General features: G+C 39.6%; 12 protein-coding genes, 1 tRNA gene and 1 pseudogene. 10 read left to right on the top strand and 4 right to left on the bottom strand.

Annotation, left to right across the window (positions count from 1 at the left end):
• Positions 1 to 23: 23 nt before the first annotated feature.
• The 7 genes from JHD79_RS16205 to JHD79_RS16175 all read left to right on the top strand — a co-directional run bounded on the left by JHD79_RS16205 (position 24) and on the right by JHD79_RS16175 (position 7,712).
• Positions 24 to 2,492 carry a glycoside hydrolase N-terminal domain-containing protein gene (locus JHD79_RS16205; RefSeq protein WP_199120348.1) on the top strand — a complete coding sequence of 823 codons (2,469 nt, stop codon included), beginning with the start codon at positions 24 to 26 and terminating at the stop codon, positions 2,490 to 2,492.
• Between the two features lie 146 nt (positions 2,493 to 2,638).
• Positions 2,639 to 3,454, top strand: a complete 816-nt coding sequence (locus JHD79_RS16200) for an SDR family oxidoreductase (protein ID WP_199120347.1) — start codon at positions 2,639 to 2,641, stop codon at positions 3,452 to 3,454.
• 17 nt (positions 3,455 to 3,471) lie between these two features.
• Positions 3,472 to 3,951 (top strand): GNAT family N-acetyltransferase, encoded by a 480-nt coding sequence (locus tag JHD79_RS16195; RefSeq protein WP_199120346.1) that lies wholly within the window; start codon positions 3,472 to 3,474, stop codon positions 3,949 to 3,951.
• 136 nt (positions 3,952 to 4,087) lie between these two features.
• Positions 4,088 to 4,161: transfer RNA gene (locus JHD79_RS16190), tRNA-Pro, on the top strand.
• A gap of 332 nt (positions 4,162 to 4,493) precedes the next feature.
• Positions 4,494 to 5,510, top strand: a complete 1,017-nt coding sequence (locus JHD79_RS16185) for a lysylphosphatidylglycerol synthase transmembrane domain-containing protein (RefSeq protein ID WP_199120345.1) — start codon at positions 4,494 to 4,496, stop codon at positions 5,508 to 5,510.
• 347 nt (positions 5,511 to 5,857) lie between these two features.
• Positions 5,858 to 6,967 (top strand): sensor histidine kinase, encoded by a 1,110-nt coding sequence (locus JHD79_RS16180; protein WP_233164746.1) that lies wholly within the window; start codon positions 5,858 to 5,860, stop codon positions 6,965 to 6,967.
• On the top strand, positions 6,957 to 7,712 hold the full coding sequence (locus JHD79_RS16175; protein WP_199120343.1) for a LytTR family DNA-binding domain-containing protein: 756 nt from the start codon (positions 6,957 to 6,959) through the stop codon (positions 7,710 to 7,712). The genes JHD79_RS16180 and JHD79_RS16175 overlap by 11 nt, the downstream gene beginning before the upstream one ends.
• On the opposite strand, the gene JHD79_RS16170 is transcribed toward JHD79_RS16175, so the two are convergent.
• Positions 7,713 to 8,276 carry a TetR/AcrR family transcriptional regulator gene (locus JHD79_RS16170; protein WP_199120342.1) on the bottom strand — a complete coding sequence of 188 codons (564 nt, stop codon included), beginning with the start codon at positions 8,274 to 8,276 and terminating at the stop codon, positions 7,713 to 7,715.
• A 21-nt stretch (positions 8,277 to 8,297) separates the two neighbouring features.
• Entirely contained in the window at positions 8,298 to 9,107 is an 810-nt protein-coding gene (locus JHD79_RS16165) for a universal stress protein (RefSeq protein ID WP_199120341.1), read from the bottom strand.
• Between the two features lie 406 nt (positions 9,108 to 9,513).
• On the opposite strand from JHD79_RS16165, the gene JHD79_RS16160 reads away from it, so the two are divergent.
• Genes JHD79_RS16160 through JHD79_RS16150 form a run of 3 tightly spaced genes read left to right on the top strand, consistent with a single transcriptional unit; the run spans position 9,514 to position 15,235 of the window.
• Positions 9,514 to 10,632, top strand: a complete 1,119-nt coding sequence (locus JHD79_RS16160; RefSeq protein ID WP_199120340.1) for an efflux RND transporter periplasmic adaptor subunit — start codon at positions 9,514 to 9,516, stop codon at positions 10,630 to 10,632.
• 32 nt (positions 10,633 to 10,664) lie between these two features.
• Complete coding sequence (locus JHD79_RS16155) at positions 10,665 to 13,820, top strand: efflux RND transporter permease subunit (protein WP_199120339.1); 3,156 nt, start codon at positions 10,665 to 10,667, stop codon at positions 13,818 to 13,820.
• 2 nt (positions 13,821 to 13,822) lie between these two features.
• Positions 13,823 to 15,235, top strand: coding sequence for an efflux transporter outer membrane subunit (locus JHD79_RS16150; protein WP_199120338.1), 1,413 nt, complete (start codon positions 13,823 to 13,825; stop codon positions 15,233 to 15,235).
• A 134-nt stretch (positions 15,236 to 15,369) separates the two neighbouring features.
• Here the strand turns inward: JHD79_RS16150 and JHD79_RS16145 are convergent, their stop codons facing one another.
• Both JHD79_RS16145 and JHD79_RS16140 read right to left on the bottom strand, forming a co-directional pair.
• Positions 15,370 to 16,374, bottom strand: coding sequence for a T9SS type A sorting domain-containing protein (locus JHD79_RS16145; RefSeq protein WP_199120337.1), 1,005 nt, complete (start codon positions 16,372 to 16,374; stop codon positions 15,370 to 15,372).
• A 185-nt stretch (positions 16,375 to 16,559) separates the two neighbouring features.
• Positions 16,560 to 16,979 (bottom strand): annotated as a pseudogene (locus JHD79_RS16140) (hypothetical protein); the annotation flags it as partial.

Here is a 16,979-nt window from a genome sequence, read left to right as displayed (position 1 = left end):
ATAAAATTTTTTAAATGGACAACATGAAAATTGTTACAATAAAATTATTCGTTTTATTGTTGTTCAGTCAGTTAGCTTGGTCCCAAACTAACAAGGCAGCATATAAAATTTGGTATAAACAACCTGCGGCTACCTGGAATGAAGCATTGCCCATTGGCAATGGCCGACTTGCCGCTATGGTTTACGGTAATCCGGCGGTAGAACATTTACAACTAAATGAAGAAACCATTTGGACTGGAAAACCTCATAATAATGTAATAGATAACCATAGTCTGCTCATACCCAAGCTCCGTAAACTGCTTTTTGAGGAAAAATATGCCGAAGCACAGGCACTATCAAAGGAGAAAATCAAAGCAGAACAAAATGGAATGAGTTATCAGCCTGCCGGCGATTTGTGGGTACAATTTCCCAACCATCAAAAAGCGGTCAATTATTATAGGGACCTAAATATTGGCAATGCAACCACTACCGTAAGTTATGATGTAGATGGTGTGCACTATACCCGTACAGCTATTGCTTCCTTAACCGATGATGTAATTGTGCTGCATTATAAGGCCAGCAAGGCCAATTCGCTTAATTTTAGCATGCATTTAAATTCGGTACATGCCAATAAAAAGCTAAGCATAAATAATGGATTGCTTACCTTAACAGGAACACCGGCAACTACAGAAAAACTGGAGCCTGCCATACAATTTGAAGTGCTTGCCAAATTAGTGGCCACGGGAGGTAAAATTGCTTATTCAGATACGGCAGTTCAGGTAAGCAATGCCACCGACGCTACTATTTACATTGCTATGGGTACCAATTTTAAAAAATATAATGATGTATCCGGAAATGCACATACCAATGCCATTATGGCTTTAAATAAGGCTGTGCAAAATAATTTTCAAACATTACTGCACAAGCATACGGCCGCTTATAAAAAATATTTCGATCGCACCAGTTTAAATTTAGGGCTTGGCGATCAAATCAACAGGCCAACAGATGAAAGGTTAAAAGCCTTTGGGCAAAGATTTGATCCACAGTTTATTGCACTTTATTTTCAGTTTGGTCGCTATTTAATGATTGCAGGTTCACAGCCCAACGGCCAGCCTACCAATCTGCAAGGTAAATGGAACGATAACATCAAGCCCGCTTGGGACAGTAAATATACCATCAATATTAACACGGAGATGAATTATTGGCCAAGTGAAATCACTAATCTGTCTGAACTAGGGCAACCTTTGTTCAAGATGATAAAGGAACTTTCGGTTACAGGTAGAGAGAGCGCCCGAAAAATATATCAGGCCAGGGGTTGGATGGCACATCATAATACCGATTTGTGGCGTATTACCGGCCCCGTAGATGGTGGTTTTTATGGAATGTGGCCAATGGGTGGTGCTTGGTTAACCCGTCATTTATGGGAGCATTACCTGTTTACGGGAAACAAGGACTTTTTAAAAGAGTATTACCCCGTACTGAAAGATGCTGCCACCTACTATGTAGATGTATTGCAGAAAGAACCTAAAAATGGTTGGATGGTGGTTTCGCCATCCATGAGTCCAGAAAATAAATACCTGACCGATGCCGAGGGAAATGGTGTAGCCCTCACGTATGGCACAACCATGGATAACCAAATAGTATTTGAACTCTTTTCGCACACCATTAAAGCTGCAAAGACTTTAAATATGGACTTAAAATTTACAGATACGCTAACACAGCTAAGGGCCAAGCTAGCTCCTATGCAAATTGGGCAATATGGGCAGCTACAGGAATGGATAAACGACTGGGATAGGGAAAATGATAAACACCGACATATTTCACATCTATATGGCTTATATCCTGCCAATCAAATATCACCATATCGGAATCCGGCACTTTTTGCTGCCGCAAATCATACTTTAATAACTAGGGGAGATGTTTCTACAGGCTGGAGCATGGGTTGGAAAGTAAATTTTTGGGCCCGGATGAAAGACGGCAACCATGCCTATCGGTTAATTAAAAGTCAATTGACCTATGTGCCGCCAACCGAGCAAAAAGGTCAAAATGGAGGAACGTATCCAAATTTATTCGATGCCCATCCACCATTTCAAATTGATGGGAATTTTGGTTGTACGGCGGGCATTGCCGAAATGTTGCTGCAAAGTCAAGATGGCAGCATAGAAATACTGCCTGCATTGCCAGACGATTGGAAAGAAGGAGAAGTGAAGGGTTTAAATGCCCGCGGAGGTTTTGTAATCGATATGGTTTGGAAAGACCATAAAATCGCTAAGCTAAAAATTAAGTCCAACCTTGGTGGCAATTGCCGAGTTAGGGTAAATGCTAAGCAAAAGCCCATCATCGAAGGAATAACAGTGGCAAAAGGGGAAAATAAAAATCCATATTTTGAAGTGCCGATAGTAGCTGAACCACTTATGCATAACCATATAAGCTTAAAGCAACCTGTTTTGCAACATACGGCATTGTATGATCTACCGACCAAGGCAGGCAAGGTATATGAAATAAAATTTTAGCGATTTCCTGTTCAGGCTAAAATCATTGGGATCACATTTATAATCGATAACAATTTCTCCAACCTTGGCGATTAAAACTAATTGCTTGCAAAGAACAGATATTGATTTAGATTTGTGAAAAGGTAGATATTAATATAAAATTTAGCATGGATAATAATTTTTCATTGACAGATAAGGTAATTGTACTTACTGGCGGGACTGGGATTATTGGTAAATCTTTTATCAAGGGAATTACGCAGGCGGGCGGTACCGTTTGTATTTTGGGCAGAAATGAGCAGGTAGCCAATGAACGTGTAGCCGAAGTGGTGAAAAACGGAGGCAAGGCCTTGGCCCTTATTGCTGATGTACTGGATGAAAATGCCTTGGAACAGGCAAGGGATAAGGTGCTGGCCACCTATGGTAGAATTGATGGTTTGGTGAATGCTGCTGGCGGAAATATTCCCGAAGCCATTTTGCAGAAAGGGGAGGATATTTTTGCGCTGAGTATGGATGGCATGAGAAAAGCCATGGAATTAAACTTGTGGGGAACTCTGATTCCTACGCAGGTTTTTGGTAAGGCTATGGTAGAAGGTGGCAGGGGAAGTATTGTGAATATCTCTTCCATGAGTTCAAAAAGGGCAATTACCCGTGTGTTGGGCTATAGTATGGGCAAAGCTGCCATTGATTGTTATACCCAATGGTTTGCTGTAGAACTGGCTAATCGATTTGGAGATCAGGTGAGGATGAATGCCATTGCTCCGGGTTTCTTTTTAACGGAGCAGAATAGGGCTTTGTTGACCAACACAGATGGCTCTTATACCGAACGTGGCCATTTGGTGATCAATCAGACCCCGTTTAAACGTTTTGGCCATACCGATGAGCTGATCGGTGCCCTGCAATGGTTGCTGAGTGACGCCTCGGCATTTGTAACAGGTACTGTAATTAATGTAGATGGTGGTTTTTTTGTAAATAGTGGTGTTTAGTTATATCTGCTTAAGTCATGTTGAACATACGGAAAATTGAAAAGGGAGATAATGCCGCTTTGAGCAGATTGATCAAGGGTGTTTTTGAAGAACTGGGAGTAGCTAGACCCGGAACGGTTTACACAGATCCTACAACAGATGCTTTGTATGAACTGTTCGGTGTAGATGGGGCGGCTTATTGGATTGCCGAAGAAGAGGGACGACTATTGGGAGGTTGTGGTATTTTTCCAACGAATGGTTTGCCCCAAGGTTATGCTGAACTGGTGAAGTTTTACTTGTCGGCCCAGACCAGGGGTAAGGGCATTGGCCATTTACTGATGCAGAAGAGCATGGATCAGGCTAAAATACTAGGTTATACCCATTTATATTTAGAGAGTTTTCCCGAATTGGCCAGGGCCGTAACCCTGTATGAAAGAAATGGTTTTAAAACTATCGATGCCCCATTGGGCAATTCTGGGCATTATGCTTGTACCATTTGGATGGTAAAGGAAATGTAAGGTTTTGTTTTTAAATGACTTGTAGGATATTGGTTTATTTTTTTTAAAAAATCTTGTAATGGATTTAAAAAATGCTATCTTTGCAACCTCATCAAAATTCCTTTGGAAAGAGGAGCAAAAAGTTGATACCAATGTTCGGGATGTAGCGTAGCCCGGTATCGCGCCACATTTGGGATGTGGAGGTCGTAGGTTCGAATCCTGCCATCCCGACATACGATAACCCTTTCTTGTCATGCAAGAAAGGGTTTTTTGTTTTATGCAAGTTCAAGCTCGCTTGAAATGTTACGAAGAAAAAGCGAAAAACTAGAGTTTTTGCTCCATAATCTGGAACTAGGATCCATGCAGTAAATCTTGTTATCATTACCTTAGAGGGAAAACAGAAATTGTTAATCAAGTGTTTATGTTGATTTTCCAATGCCTATGGCTGGTTTGGTTTACTGCCAGAATTTTATGATGTATGGGTATTTGCAGAAATATTTAAACGATGATTTTATAAAAAAATACTTAAATTATGGTTCTGAACAGTTTTTGATATGTTCATTATGACTAAAAACGCCAAGAATAGCTTCTTCTCTCCATCCAAGATTGTATTTTATATGCTGTCTTTAGTGATCTTCTATTTTGCTGTTCATTACATGGCTAAATTAAAAGACATCAAAACCTTACTGCTGGAGATGAACCCGGTCTGGCTTTTTTTGGCTGTGGCCGCTCAGATATTTACCTATGTATTTAACGCTTTTATCTTAAAAGTCTTGCTTGATAAGGACACAAAGGAAATGCCATTGAGGGTACTGGTAAAAATCTCTGTTGTTGTTCTTTTTGTCAATCAAGCGCTTCCAACAGGAGGGATTAGTGGAAATGGCTATGTTTTTAACCAGTTGGTAAAAAGGCAAATAGATGCACTTCGTGCGTTTTCAGTTCTTGTGCTAGAATCTGTTGGATATTACATTGCTTTTTTAGGAAGTATTCTTTTTTTCTTCTGTTGGTATGCAATAGAACATACGCCAATGAACCGTATTATCGTATATACTTCTATTGTTGGTTTTGCCTTTTACTGTTTCCTTCTGCTGATCATGGCGGTGTTAAGCAACTGGAGAACTTGGAGAACTATTTTGAGACGATTGAATAGATACCCAAAGATAAAACGTTACATCAAAAAAATAAACTTGCCCGGACTGACCAAAGGTAAACAAGGAATATGGAAAATGTTTTTGAACAATAAAAAAGGAACCTTTATGGTCATTGCCATACAATGTTGCATTATCTTTTTCGATGCATTGACAGTGTATGCCATTCTAAAAGGTTTCCATGTGGCGCTGCCCGCTCATGTTATCATATTTGGCTTGTTGCTCTCTCTGGTCATTGGGGCACTGCCCATATCGCCAGGGTCACTCATCGCTTATGAAAGTGCCATGACTTATTACTTTACCGTGCTGGGTGCACCCGTACATGCCGCACTTATTGTGACTTTGATTTTCCGCTTTTTAACCTTTTGGCTGCCTATACCCGTAGGGTTATTTCTGTATAGAAACCTTCAGCATGATTCCAATATTCAATAACAAACAGTTTCTTCAATACTGATGTTGCTTTGTTTTTCTGTCTTTGCTCCAATATCCATTTCAGGGTTAGAAAGAATGCTTGGGGTAAAGAACAGGGCTTTTTGAAGATTGAAGGAAACTTGTCACGGAAATGGAGGTGCAGCCTAGTAAATTCCGATTATGTTTATGCTATCTTTAATTCAAGATTGCCAGAGAAAGATTAATAAAATTGCTTTTTTCAGAATCACTAGCTTTAATTGCATATTTAGCCGTTTTGGTTTCCGAATATGACACTTGGGAAACAAAATGAAGGGTCTTCTAAATTTATCATGTAAATTTGCAGCCGATCATTACCAAAATTGCTAAGTTTGAATCATAAAATAGAAAGTACATTTTTAAGTAATAAGACTAAGCGCTTGGTTTTTGTGCCTTTTGCTTTTGTACTGTTTTATTTGGTGTCTTTTCTGCTCGACCCCTATGCAGAATTTTGGCAAGAGTACTCCAATAGAAGCTTTTGGAAATTATTGGCAGAATGGACGACATCTTTGATTTTCTGTTTTTTAGTGTCAGAAGCTTCCATCTTTATTCATGCTCATTTAAACCGTAGCCTTCCCTGGACAGATCGGCCCCTTAAGCGTCTCTTGGTTGAAGCGCTGTGTAATATGATAGCGGTGATGTTTATCATCTTTCTCAATATCATTTTTATCCTTTGTATCGAAAAAGAGGACCTAAGTGCACCTTCATCAGAAGACATTAAAAATTTGATGCAATGGGGGGTGGTAAGTACAATGATTTCTTTTATGATCATTGCTATTAATACCGGTAGTTATCTGGTGAACAATTGGAAAAATTCTGAAATGAAGGTAACCCAACACAAGCTTAGAGAAGCCGAACTGAGGCAGGCATCGGTAGAAGCCCAGCTGAATTCTTTAAAGCTCCAGTTAGATCCACATTTTATATTCAACAGCTTAAGCATCTTGTCGGAATTAATTTTGGAAGACCAACAACTTGGATACGAATATTCTGAAAGGTTTTCTAAAGTGTATCGTTTCCTTTTGGTCAATTCAAAAAAGAATACCATTTCATTAGAAGAAGAGCTCAAATTTTTAGATTCTTATATCTTTTTAATCAAATATCGCATAGGTTCGGGTATCTCCTTTGAAATTGATGTGGCGACGGATAGTAAAGCTTTTTATCTGCCCCCACTTACCTTGCAATTACTTATAGAAAATGCCATTAAACACAATTCCACTAATAAAAACAGTCCTTTAGCTATTAAGGTATATACTAAAGAGGCCCAGGTTTTAGTGATTGAAAATTCCCTATCTTTAATAGAGAACCAAAATTTGCGTTCTTTTGGCATAGGCCTTCCCAATATTATGAACAGGTTTAAGCTTTTAAAAGGGAAACCTCCCGAAATTGTTAAAACCGATTCGACCTATAAGGTGATTATTCATTTAATGGATTATGAGCAGTAACATACTTATCATAGAAGATGAAAAGTTAAACGCAGATCGTTTAAAACGCCTCATTGGTATGATTAGACCAAATGCAAATATCGTAGCCGTGCTAGATAGTGTTTTGGAATCACTTGATTGGTTTGGGCGTTTTCCAATGCCAGATTTGGTAATGATGGATGTGAGGTTGTCAGACGGATTAAGTTTCGAGATTTTCGAGAAAATAACCATTACCTGCCCAATTATTTTTACTACTGCTTATGATGAATATGCAGTTAAGGCATTCAAATATAATAGTGTAGATTACCTGCTTAAGCCCGTAGAACAAGAGGAACTACAGTTCGCTATCGAAAAAGTAGAGCAGTACTGCAACGTCAATAATAATCAAACGGCAATTGAGGATTTGGTAAGGTACTTAAAACCAAAATCGCATAGAAATAGATTTTTAATTCCATTTAAGGATGGCTATAAAGCTATAGCTGTAGAGAACGTGTGTTACTTCTACCTAGAGTTTAAGGTGACGAAGGCAAGATTGCAAGACGGTACGGAAGTGGTATTGGCCCATACCATGGAAGAATTAGATCAGCAGCTTGATCCTCAGGTGTTTTTTAGGGCCAACAGACAGTGTATTATCCATGTAAATGCCATTGCGCAGCTGCACAATCATTTCAATGGCAAATTAAAAGTCGATATAAAAAATAGCGATATTGAAGTTATTGTGAGCCGAGAAAAAGCTGCCGCACTAAAGCAATGGATGGATTGTTAGCTATACCAATAGACCCCTAATGAAATGCTGCTTTACTATGCTTAATGGATATCCGTATTGATAAGCATACGTAATCAGATCAAACCATAACCTGGACATCATGACTACTTGTGTATCTGAACGGTAAACCCCTTGAATAATTCCTTGTTGAATGTTCAAGGCGAACACTTCTTCTATAAGGTGTATTTTAAAGTCGGCAAACAATTGGTAAATGTAGGGGTATTTTAATTCGAGGTCTCTAAAAAACAATGCAGAAAAGTAACTGTTGAAATTTGATATTTCTTCGAAAAGGAACTCGGCTTCTTGCAAGGCACTCCCCATATGCTGGTTTCTCTTTAGTTTTAGGAAAGCTTCATCTATTTTTCGTTTGCATACCTCATTTAGCAAGGCAGATTTATCTGGGAAATACGTGTAAAATAGGTGTTTTGAAATGCCTAAGCTACTGGAAATATCATTGATACTTACAGACCTAATGCCATATCGAAGAAATAACTGCTCGCCAGCAATGATAATGCTGGTCTGTATATCCATATTTGGATCTTCAATGAGGATATTGCTTTTCATTTACTGTGTGGTTTAGTGATTTTATAAAGGAAGAGAAAGCAGAGGGACACTGTTGCCGGAAGCCATTACCCTGGTTTTACTTTTATGGAGCAAACTTTGCCAAAAGCCATATCGGTAAGGGACCATAATCAGGAGATCAGTTTTTGAAGCTACAATTTCATGTGCTATAGCCTTGATGATCTCCGAAGATTCTACCTGTTTGTAATAGTGTTCAACTTCCGCTAGTGAACAATCTAATAAATCTAATTCCTGTTGTCTGGAAATTTCTTCGGCTTTTTGTCTCACATGGAAAACCTCTACAGTGGCCCCGAAATCACTGGCGAAATCATGTACGTTATCTAAGATTTTACGATGCACACCCCGTGAAATGTCGCAGGCAAAAAGAATATGCTTAATACTTTTGTACTTGGCGTTTAGTGGTATGCTTAAAATGGGAAATTTTAATCGGTGAATGACTTCAGTGGTCGTATTGCCAAGCAGGTCTTGTTCTAGCGACTTTTCTGCCATTCCCATAACCACCAAATCTGCACTGTGTAATTGTATGCAGGCTAAAAGCTCGTCGTAGAAACTGCCAGAGGCGAAGTATACAGCTGTATCGATGTCGTAAATTTCGCCGATCATGTTGGCCATTTCCTTTTGTTTTGCCCGTTGCCATTCATAGATCCGGTCTATTTCACTGCCTGATAAACGGGCATTCATGGCATGGATCGAAGTGTTATAAAGGTTATAGAGTACAATTTTGTATCCCTTTTCGGCAGCTGCTGCTGCGGCGTAAGTCATGGCGTTATCTGCTTCTGCAGAAAAATCGGTAGCTACAATGATGGTTTTCATATCTGATGGATTTTTGAGATGTTTAGAACGAATTAAAAACCGCTAGCAATTAAAGCATAGCGGTTTTATTTGTGTGTAATTGATTAAAACTAAAACGAACCAAATAGAATTAACGGGAAATTTATTTGATGTTGTAAAACTAAAATAGCAATCTCTGTTTTTAGGATTTAAACTTTCCCAAACGTATAAAATCGTTTCCCAAATGTAGACGTATGTTTACCGAAACGTTGACTGGAGAATATGGTAGATGCAAGTGTGATTATTGCCTCCATTAATGCTCTAGTACTGATTTTACGGTTGAGATCGTTGTAATTTCGTTTCGGATACTGATTTATCCAGTTCAGACATTTTGAAGCTCAAACAACGGTTAGTTATGTTTCTTTTTGCACCGAAAATTTTATTAGAAATGGTACAAAAACATAAAAAAGAGAGAGGTGCATATTGGCTTATGCTAACAGTTTCGTTAGTGTTTGCTGCCTGCGGTCAAGCACCGCAAGGTTATGAAGTGCAGCCTGTTAATACAGACTTTATCACACTTGATCCTACAGATGCTGCTATCGAAAAACGTTATCCAGGTATGATTGAGGGTACAGTAAATGTAGAAATTAAAGCCCAAGTATCTGGTTACTTGGAAGCAATTTATGTAAAAGAAGGTGACTATGTAAAAAAAGGGCAATCATTGTTCAGAATTAAGGGCGATGTCTTCAATGAGCAAATCAACAACAGTCGGGCGACTTTAAAATCTGCTTTGGCGGCACAAGCTACTGCAAAAATTGAAATAGAGAAAATTAGGCCATTAGTAGCTGAAAAAGTGGTTTCTGATATTCAGTTAAAAACGGCAGAAGCCAATTATGAAGCCGCTACAGCACAGGTTGCTCAAGCAAAAGCTGCCTTAGGTTCTTCGCAAATCAATGCAGATTTTGCTGTCATTAAAGCACCTGTGAGCGGATATATTGGCAGAATACCCAACAGGGCAGGAAATTTAGTAACTCCCGCCGATGCCATTCCATTAACCACCCTTTCGGAAATAGATCAGGTATTGGTGTATTTTTCAATGAGCGAGGCAGATTTTATTGCATTCAATAGAGATCGTAAAACGGATGCAGGCATGAATACCGTTAGCCTCATTATGGCCGATGGACAAGCTTATGCGCACAAAGGTAAGCTGGAGTTTGCCAGTGGAAATATAGAGCGTAGCACAGGAAGCATTGCTTTAAAAGCAGTTTTTTCTAACCCAGATAAATTGTTAAGGTCTGGTGGTGCTGGACGTATCATCATTACTAAACAAATGAAAGAGGCTTTGGTAATACCAATGGCAAGTGTTAAAGATGTGCAGGATAAATTCTTTGTCTTCACGTTGGCAGATAGTAGCAAAGTGGCCATGAAAGCCATCGAAATTGAGGGCAGGTCGGGAGACCACTATATCGTAAAATCTGGTGTAGCCAAAGGTGAAAAAATTGCGATCAATAGCATTGATGCCTTAGCCGAAGGAATGAAAGTAGTACCTACAATGGTTAAGAAATAGTCCAGAAACTCACATTGTTTTAAAAGAATTTTATGTTAAAGAAAATCATAGATAGGCCAGTATTGGCCACGGTAATCTCGGTAGTGCTCGTGATATTGGGCATTATTGGGTTAACGAGATTACCGGTAACCAGGTTCCCAGATATTTCACCACCAACGGTAACCGTAACTGGAAGTTATCCTGGAGGTAATAGTGAGTCGGTAATCAGGTCGGTGGTAACGCCGCTCGAAGAACAGATTAATGGCGTAGAGCAAATGGAATATATCAAATCGACCGCCAGTAACGACGGTTCTTTTTCTATTTCCGTAATTTTTAAGCAGGGCGTTAATCCAGATCAAGCAGCCGTAAATGTGCAGAACAGGGTACAGCAAGCTACGCCAATACTTCCGCAGGAAGTTATACAAATGGGGTTGACTACCTCTAAACAACAGAACAGTATGATCATGGTATTCGACGTTTTTGCCGAAGACAATAAGAAATATGACGAACTGTTTTTGCAAAACTACATAAACATCAATGTTGTTCCCCAGCTAAAAAGGGTACCTGGGGTGGGGCAAGTGCAGTTGTTTGGGGCAAAGGATTACTCGATGCGTGTTTGGCTTAACCCACACAAGATGGCCAGCTACGGGCTGATACCAACTGATGTTAATACAGCCATTGCCCGGCAAAGTGTAGAAGCGGCACCTGGAAAGTTAGGAGCCGAATCAGATGCGCCTTTGGAATATGTAATGCGTTATAAGGGCAAAAAGAACCAAACCTCACAATACGAAAATATTATTGTTAAGCGTAATGGAGGCGAGTTGGTTCGTTTGAAAGATATCGCCAGAATTGAATTTGGCTCTATATATTATGGGGGTAACAGTACATCTAATGGAAGAAATGCAGTTACGGCAGCGATATTACAAACTACAGGCTCTAATGCCAATGCCATAGAAATTGGTGTAAATGCAGAGCTGGAAAAAGCCTCAAAGTCTTTTCCTCCGGGTATTGGTTTTAGTAAGTTGATGAGTACTAAAGAACGATTGGATGAAGCGACCAGTCAGGTAAAAACTACATTGATTGAAGCCTTTATTCTAGTGTTCATCGTTGTGTTTTTATTCTTGCAAGATTTCCGATCTACCATTATCCCTGCTATTGCGGTTCCGGTGGCAATTATCGGTACGTTCTTTTTCTTATTGGTTTTTGGATTTACGATTAATATCCTTACGCTATTTGCATTGGTGCTGGCCATTGGTATTGTGGTAGATGATGCCATTGTAGTGGTAGAAGCGGTGCACAGTAAAATGGAAGGTTCCAATCTTTCGGGAAAAGAGGCTACGCACAGTGCCATGGGCGAAATTACCGGAGCCGTAATTTCTATTACCTTGGTCATGTCGGCGGTGTTTATCCCCATCGGATTTATGACCGGCTCTTCGGGTATTTTTTACAAGCAATTTGCTTACACCCTGGCTATCGCTATTATTATTTCGGCAATAAACGCATTGACATTAACACCCGCACTTTGCGCTTTGTTGTTGAAAAACAATCATTCTAACGAACACGGAAATCAGCCGACAAAACATGGTTTTAAGAAACGCTTTTTCACCGCATTTAACGCAGGTTTTGATAATTTAACGAATAAATACATCAAAGGATTGAGGTTCCTTATTCAGAAGAAATGGCTGGGCGCTGGCTTAACAGTAGTGGTTAGTGCAGTAGCTATCTTCTTAATGACAAGTACACCTAAAAGTTTCGTGCCCATGGAAGACGATAGCTTTATGGTATTCAGTTTAAGCATGCCTCCAGGTACAGCCTTAGATCGTACTACAGAGGTAGCGAAAAAAATAGATAAGATATTTAAGGATAACGAGGCGGTAAAAACGGTTGCCAATATTACAGGTTTCAATATCTTGTCCAATAGTGCAAGTCCTGCCTACGGTTTGGGCTTTGTGAAACTAAAAGATAAAAAGGACCGTGGTGCGATAAAAGATATCGATCAGATTACAGCGAACATTTCGGCACAGTTAGCTACCATTAAAGAAGGTGCTGTAATGGTGTTTAGAATGCCGCCAGTAGAAGGTTATGGAGTGGCCAATGGTGCAGAAATCGTGCTGCAAGATAAAACGGGGAAAGATGCCGCCGCCTTAAAAGCAATGGCCGATAAAGTGATGGGACAGATTATGCAGCAACCGGGAGTGCAGTATGCTTATACCACTTTTAGGGCAGATTTTCCGCAGTTTGAGCTAGAGGTAGATGAGGACAAGGCAAGCCAGATGGGCCTAAGTGTAAACGATATTATGCAAACCATTCAAATGTATTTCTCTGGAGATCAAAGCTTAAATTTTACCAGATTTGGAAAATTCTATAGGGTAAGCATCAAGGCTGATGGTATTTTTAGAACAGATGAAGATGCGTTTAACGAAATCTTTGTAAGAAATGATGTAAACCAAATGGTTCCCGTAAAAGGCTTGGTCACCTTAAATAAAGTTTACGGTCCGGAATCGATGAGTAGGTATAACCTTTATAATGCCCTAACCATTAATGTAATGCCTTTACCAGGTTCTAGCAGTGGCGATATCATGGATAATCTAGAGCAAAATGTATTGAGTAAACTGCCGGCAGATTATGGGTACGAATGGACAGGTTTGAGTTTGGAAGAGAAGTCTTCTGGAGCACAGACCATGGTGATACTTTCACTTTGTTTATTGTTTGTGTATTTCCTTTTGGCGGCACAATACGAAAGCTATTTATTGCCATTAGCAGTATTGCTATCTATTCCAACAGGGATTTTAGGCGCTTTTGCTGCTATTAAGGCTATTGGTCTAGACAATAATATCTATGTTCAGGTAGGATTGATCATGTTGGTCGGCCTATTGGCCAAGAATGCCATTCTGATTGTGGAATTCGCAGTTCAACGTAGAGCTTCTGGGCTGTCTATTAAAGATGCGGCCATTGAAGGGGCAAAATCTAGATTGAGGCCAATTATCATGACTTCCCTTGCTTTTATTGTGGGTATGATTCCTTTAATGATCGCTACGGGAGGGTCGGCAATGGGCAATAGGTCTATTAGTACAGGTGCGGCTATGGGGATGTTAACTGGAGTTGTTTTCGGTGTATTTGTCATTCCGTTGTTGTACATGTTGTTTCAATTTTTACAGGAAAAGGTTTCGGGAAAACGTGTATTGACCCAGCCAGAATTAAATCATTAATTATGAAGTTAGTTTTTAATCATATCATCATCGGTGCGGTGATGTCACTTACACTTGCCTCATGTGCTGTAGGGAAGAAATACCAGCGTCCAGATCTATCGCTTCCAGAAGCTTACCGTAGTCCAGTAGCGCTAACTGGAGATACCATATTGTTGCCTTGGAGAACCTTTTTTAAAGATAAGCAGTTAGTTGAACTTATTGATCAGGCTTTGGAGAAAAATAAGGATGTTTCGGTAGCTATATTAAACATGGAGCAATTGGACTTGTCATTTAAGCAAGCTAAATTGGGTCTACTGCCTACATTGGATTTAACACTGGGTGCTTCAAGGGCTTACCAATCGAAAAATTCATTAAATGGCTCGCTAAGCCAGCAGTTTATCGGTACAAGCTATATGGACGATTATAGTGCTACACTGGCATTGTCATGGGAGGCCGATATTTGGGGCAAGGCCAAAATGCAGAAAGATGCTGCAAGAGCTAATTATTTTGCACAGAAAGAGAACCTGAGTGCCTTAAAAACGAGAATTATAGCACAGGTGGCACAAGCTTACTATAATTTATTATCACTTGATGAGCAGTTGAGAGTTGCCGAACGCAATATTTCCTTAAGTGATAGTACATTAAGGATGATTAAGTTGCAATATAATGCTGCTCAGGTAAACTCGTTAGCTGTAGAGCAGGCAGTAGCACAAAAGAAAACAGCAGAATTGTTAGTTCCTTTGGCTAAGCAGAACATTGCTGTGCAGGAAAATGCACTAAGCATCTTATGTGGCGATTACCCTAAAAATATAGCTAGAAACCTGGCTTTTAAAATGGATGATTTGAACGATGTTTTTCCTCAAGGGGTGCCTGCTAAGCTTTTAAGCCGAAGGCCAGATCTTAAATCGGCAGAATATGCAGTAGTCGCTGCCAATGCAAATACCGGATTATCAAAGGCTGCAATGTATCCGAGTTTAAGTATTACGCCTTCTGTTGGGGTTAACTCTTTCCAGTTTAGCAACTGGTTTGATTTACCAGGTTCGCTGGTGAAAAATATTGGCGGAAACATTGCACAGCCTATTTTTAGAAAGAAAGCATTGAGGACTAGCTATGAAGTGGCTAAATTGGAGCAGGAAAAATCAGTTGAACAGTTTCGTCAATCGATGATGCTTGCGGTAGGAGAGGTTGCTGATGCGATGGTGAAATCCAAATTTGCTGACGAGCGTTTATTCCTCGTAAATGAAAGAAAAGTTGCTTTAGCTAAAGGAGTAAAAAATGCAATGTTATTGTATAAGAACGGTATGTCTACTTATTTAGAAGTGATCGTTGCTCAAAATAATGCCTTGCAAAATGAACTGGATGTGATTGCTATCCAAAAAGAGAAGTGCGATGCCAAGATTGATTTATATCGAGCGCTTGGTGGTGGCGTAGAATAATCTAAATCATAAGTAGCTTATTCCAGCTTTTGTTCTCATGAATGGACAGCGGAGGCGCTATCATGTGGTGCTTTCCCAAGTGTTTGAAAATAAAATATTCTTACCCCAATTTTAGGGGGTAAGAATATTTTTTATTATAGTACCAGTACTTTTGCACTGTGGTTGATGCTTTTGCCCTTTACCTTTAACAGGTAAAGTCCAGAGGCTGGCTTTTTGTTTAATAAAAGAAAGTAGGTGTCATCTTTTGCTTTTATTTGCTCTTGATGAATAAGCTGTCCGCTAAGCGTAAATAAAGAAACCTCCAAATCTTCCTGTTTGCCGTTGTTCAGTTTGATATTGATCTCTCTTGCAATTGGATTGGGAAAGATTTTAATGGCGACATCTTCAGACAGCTTAAACTTCACATTTCTAGTGCCAAAGTCTGTTTTTTTGCCATCTTTATCGTATTGTAACAATCTGTAGTAGTTGTCTCCAAACGCAGGACTATAATCAAATGTCTCATATGCTTTGGCATTAACATTTATTTCCCCTTTAATCTTGGTCAATGAAGTAAAGGTTTTGCCATTAGTAGAACGTTCCACTTCAAAGTAATCGTGGTCTTTTTCGGACAGGGTTTCCCAGGTAAGTTTAACATGGTTGTTCACTGCAGCTGCAGCGAAGTTTTTAACCTCAACGGGTAACGTTACATAACTGTTGATAGCTGTTAACAGTAACATTGATACGTTATTTATCGACTGTGTAACCAGCTTATTAGCGAGATCTATATTATTGTTTGTAGTGGTCACATAACCCGTAGGGTTTTTCTTATAGAGAATAGATAATAAGGATGCAGTATTTCCATTTAGTTCCTCATCTAAGTAGTACAGGCCTATATTACCTGTAAATGTTATAGGACTACTGAATGTGTATACCCGGTTAATACTGTTTCCATTACTACTGCTGACTGCTATACCCGATTTCTCTATTGTTGTACTGCTAATGGTAAGATCGGTAGAGGGCTGCAGTACTAGCCCATCACTACTTACAGTAGTACCGCTCATTATAAATAGGCCGTCTGACCCTGTAGACAGCTGTGCAAATGCGCCATTACCTATGGCTAGGAGCAAAAGCGAATATATGGTCTTTTTATAAAACATCATGGTTTTCTGGTTTAATGATTAATCTATTACGGACTTCCGGCCCTTATTTGCTAATCTGATTGGTCGTCGTGTTCAGCGCTGGATAAGGGATCAGGTTAAGGCCGTCTGTAATCAACTGTATGCCGCCATCAATAACACATCGTCTTTAGTGATATTGTACTTCTGTTAAAGCAGGACAAATTATGCTATTGCAGACGTATGATCGAAATAGATGCGTCGCCAGAAAGCACTGCTGACCCAATTAGACCATAAAACTGTACGCTAAGTGTAGAGCCGGCCGCTACATTTGTAATAATGTTAGAATGAAAATTACTTATCGATATTCCAGGGGATACTACGGAACCTGAAAGGGAAGAACCATTTAGCATAATTCTCGAATTCATCAACAAGGCAGCAGCGGTATTGATATTATAACTAATAAAATACCGACCTGCATTAGCAATGGTAAAAGTGTTATTGGTACCATTAACGGTAATGCCCGAAGTGAAGTTTTGGGCATTTGGGAATGGAATATCGGTCCCGCCTAATATAACGGCAATTACAGAACTAGATGTATTGGCAGCATAGCCACTGGAAAGTGTAACTGCATCAGAACTGGTCACCAA

This window comes from Pedobacter sp. ASV28 (assembly GCF_016428855.1).
In the GTDB taxonomy this organism is placed as follows: domain Bacteria; phylum Bacteroidota; class Bacteroidia; order Sphingobacteriales; family Sphingobacteriaceae; genus Pedobacter.
Note: the sequence above shows the minus strand (reverse complement) of the source record. Positions and strands in the feature narration are given on the sequence as shown.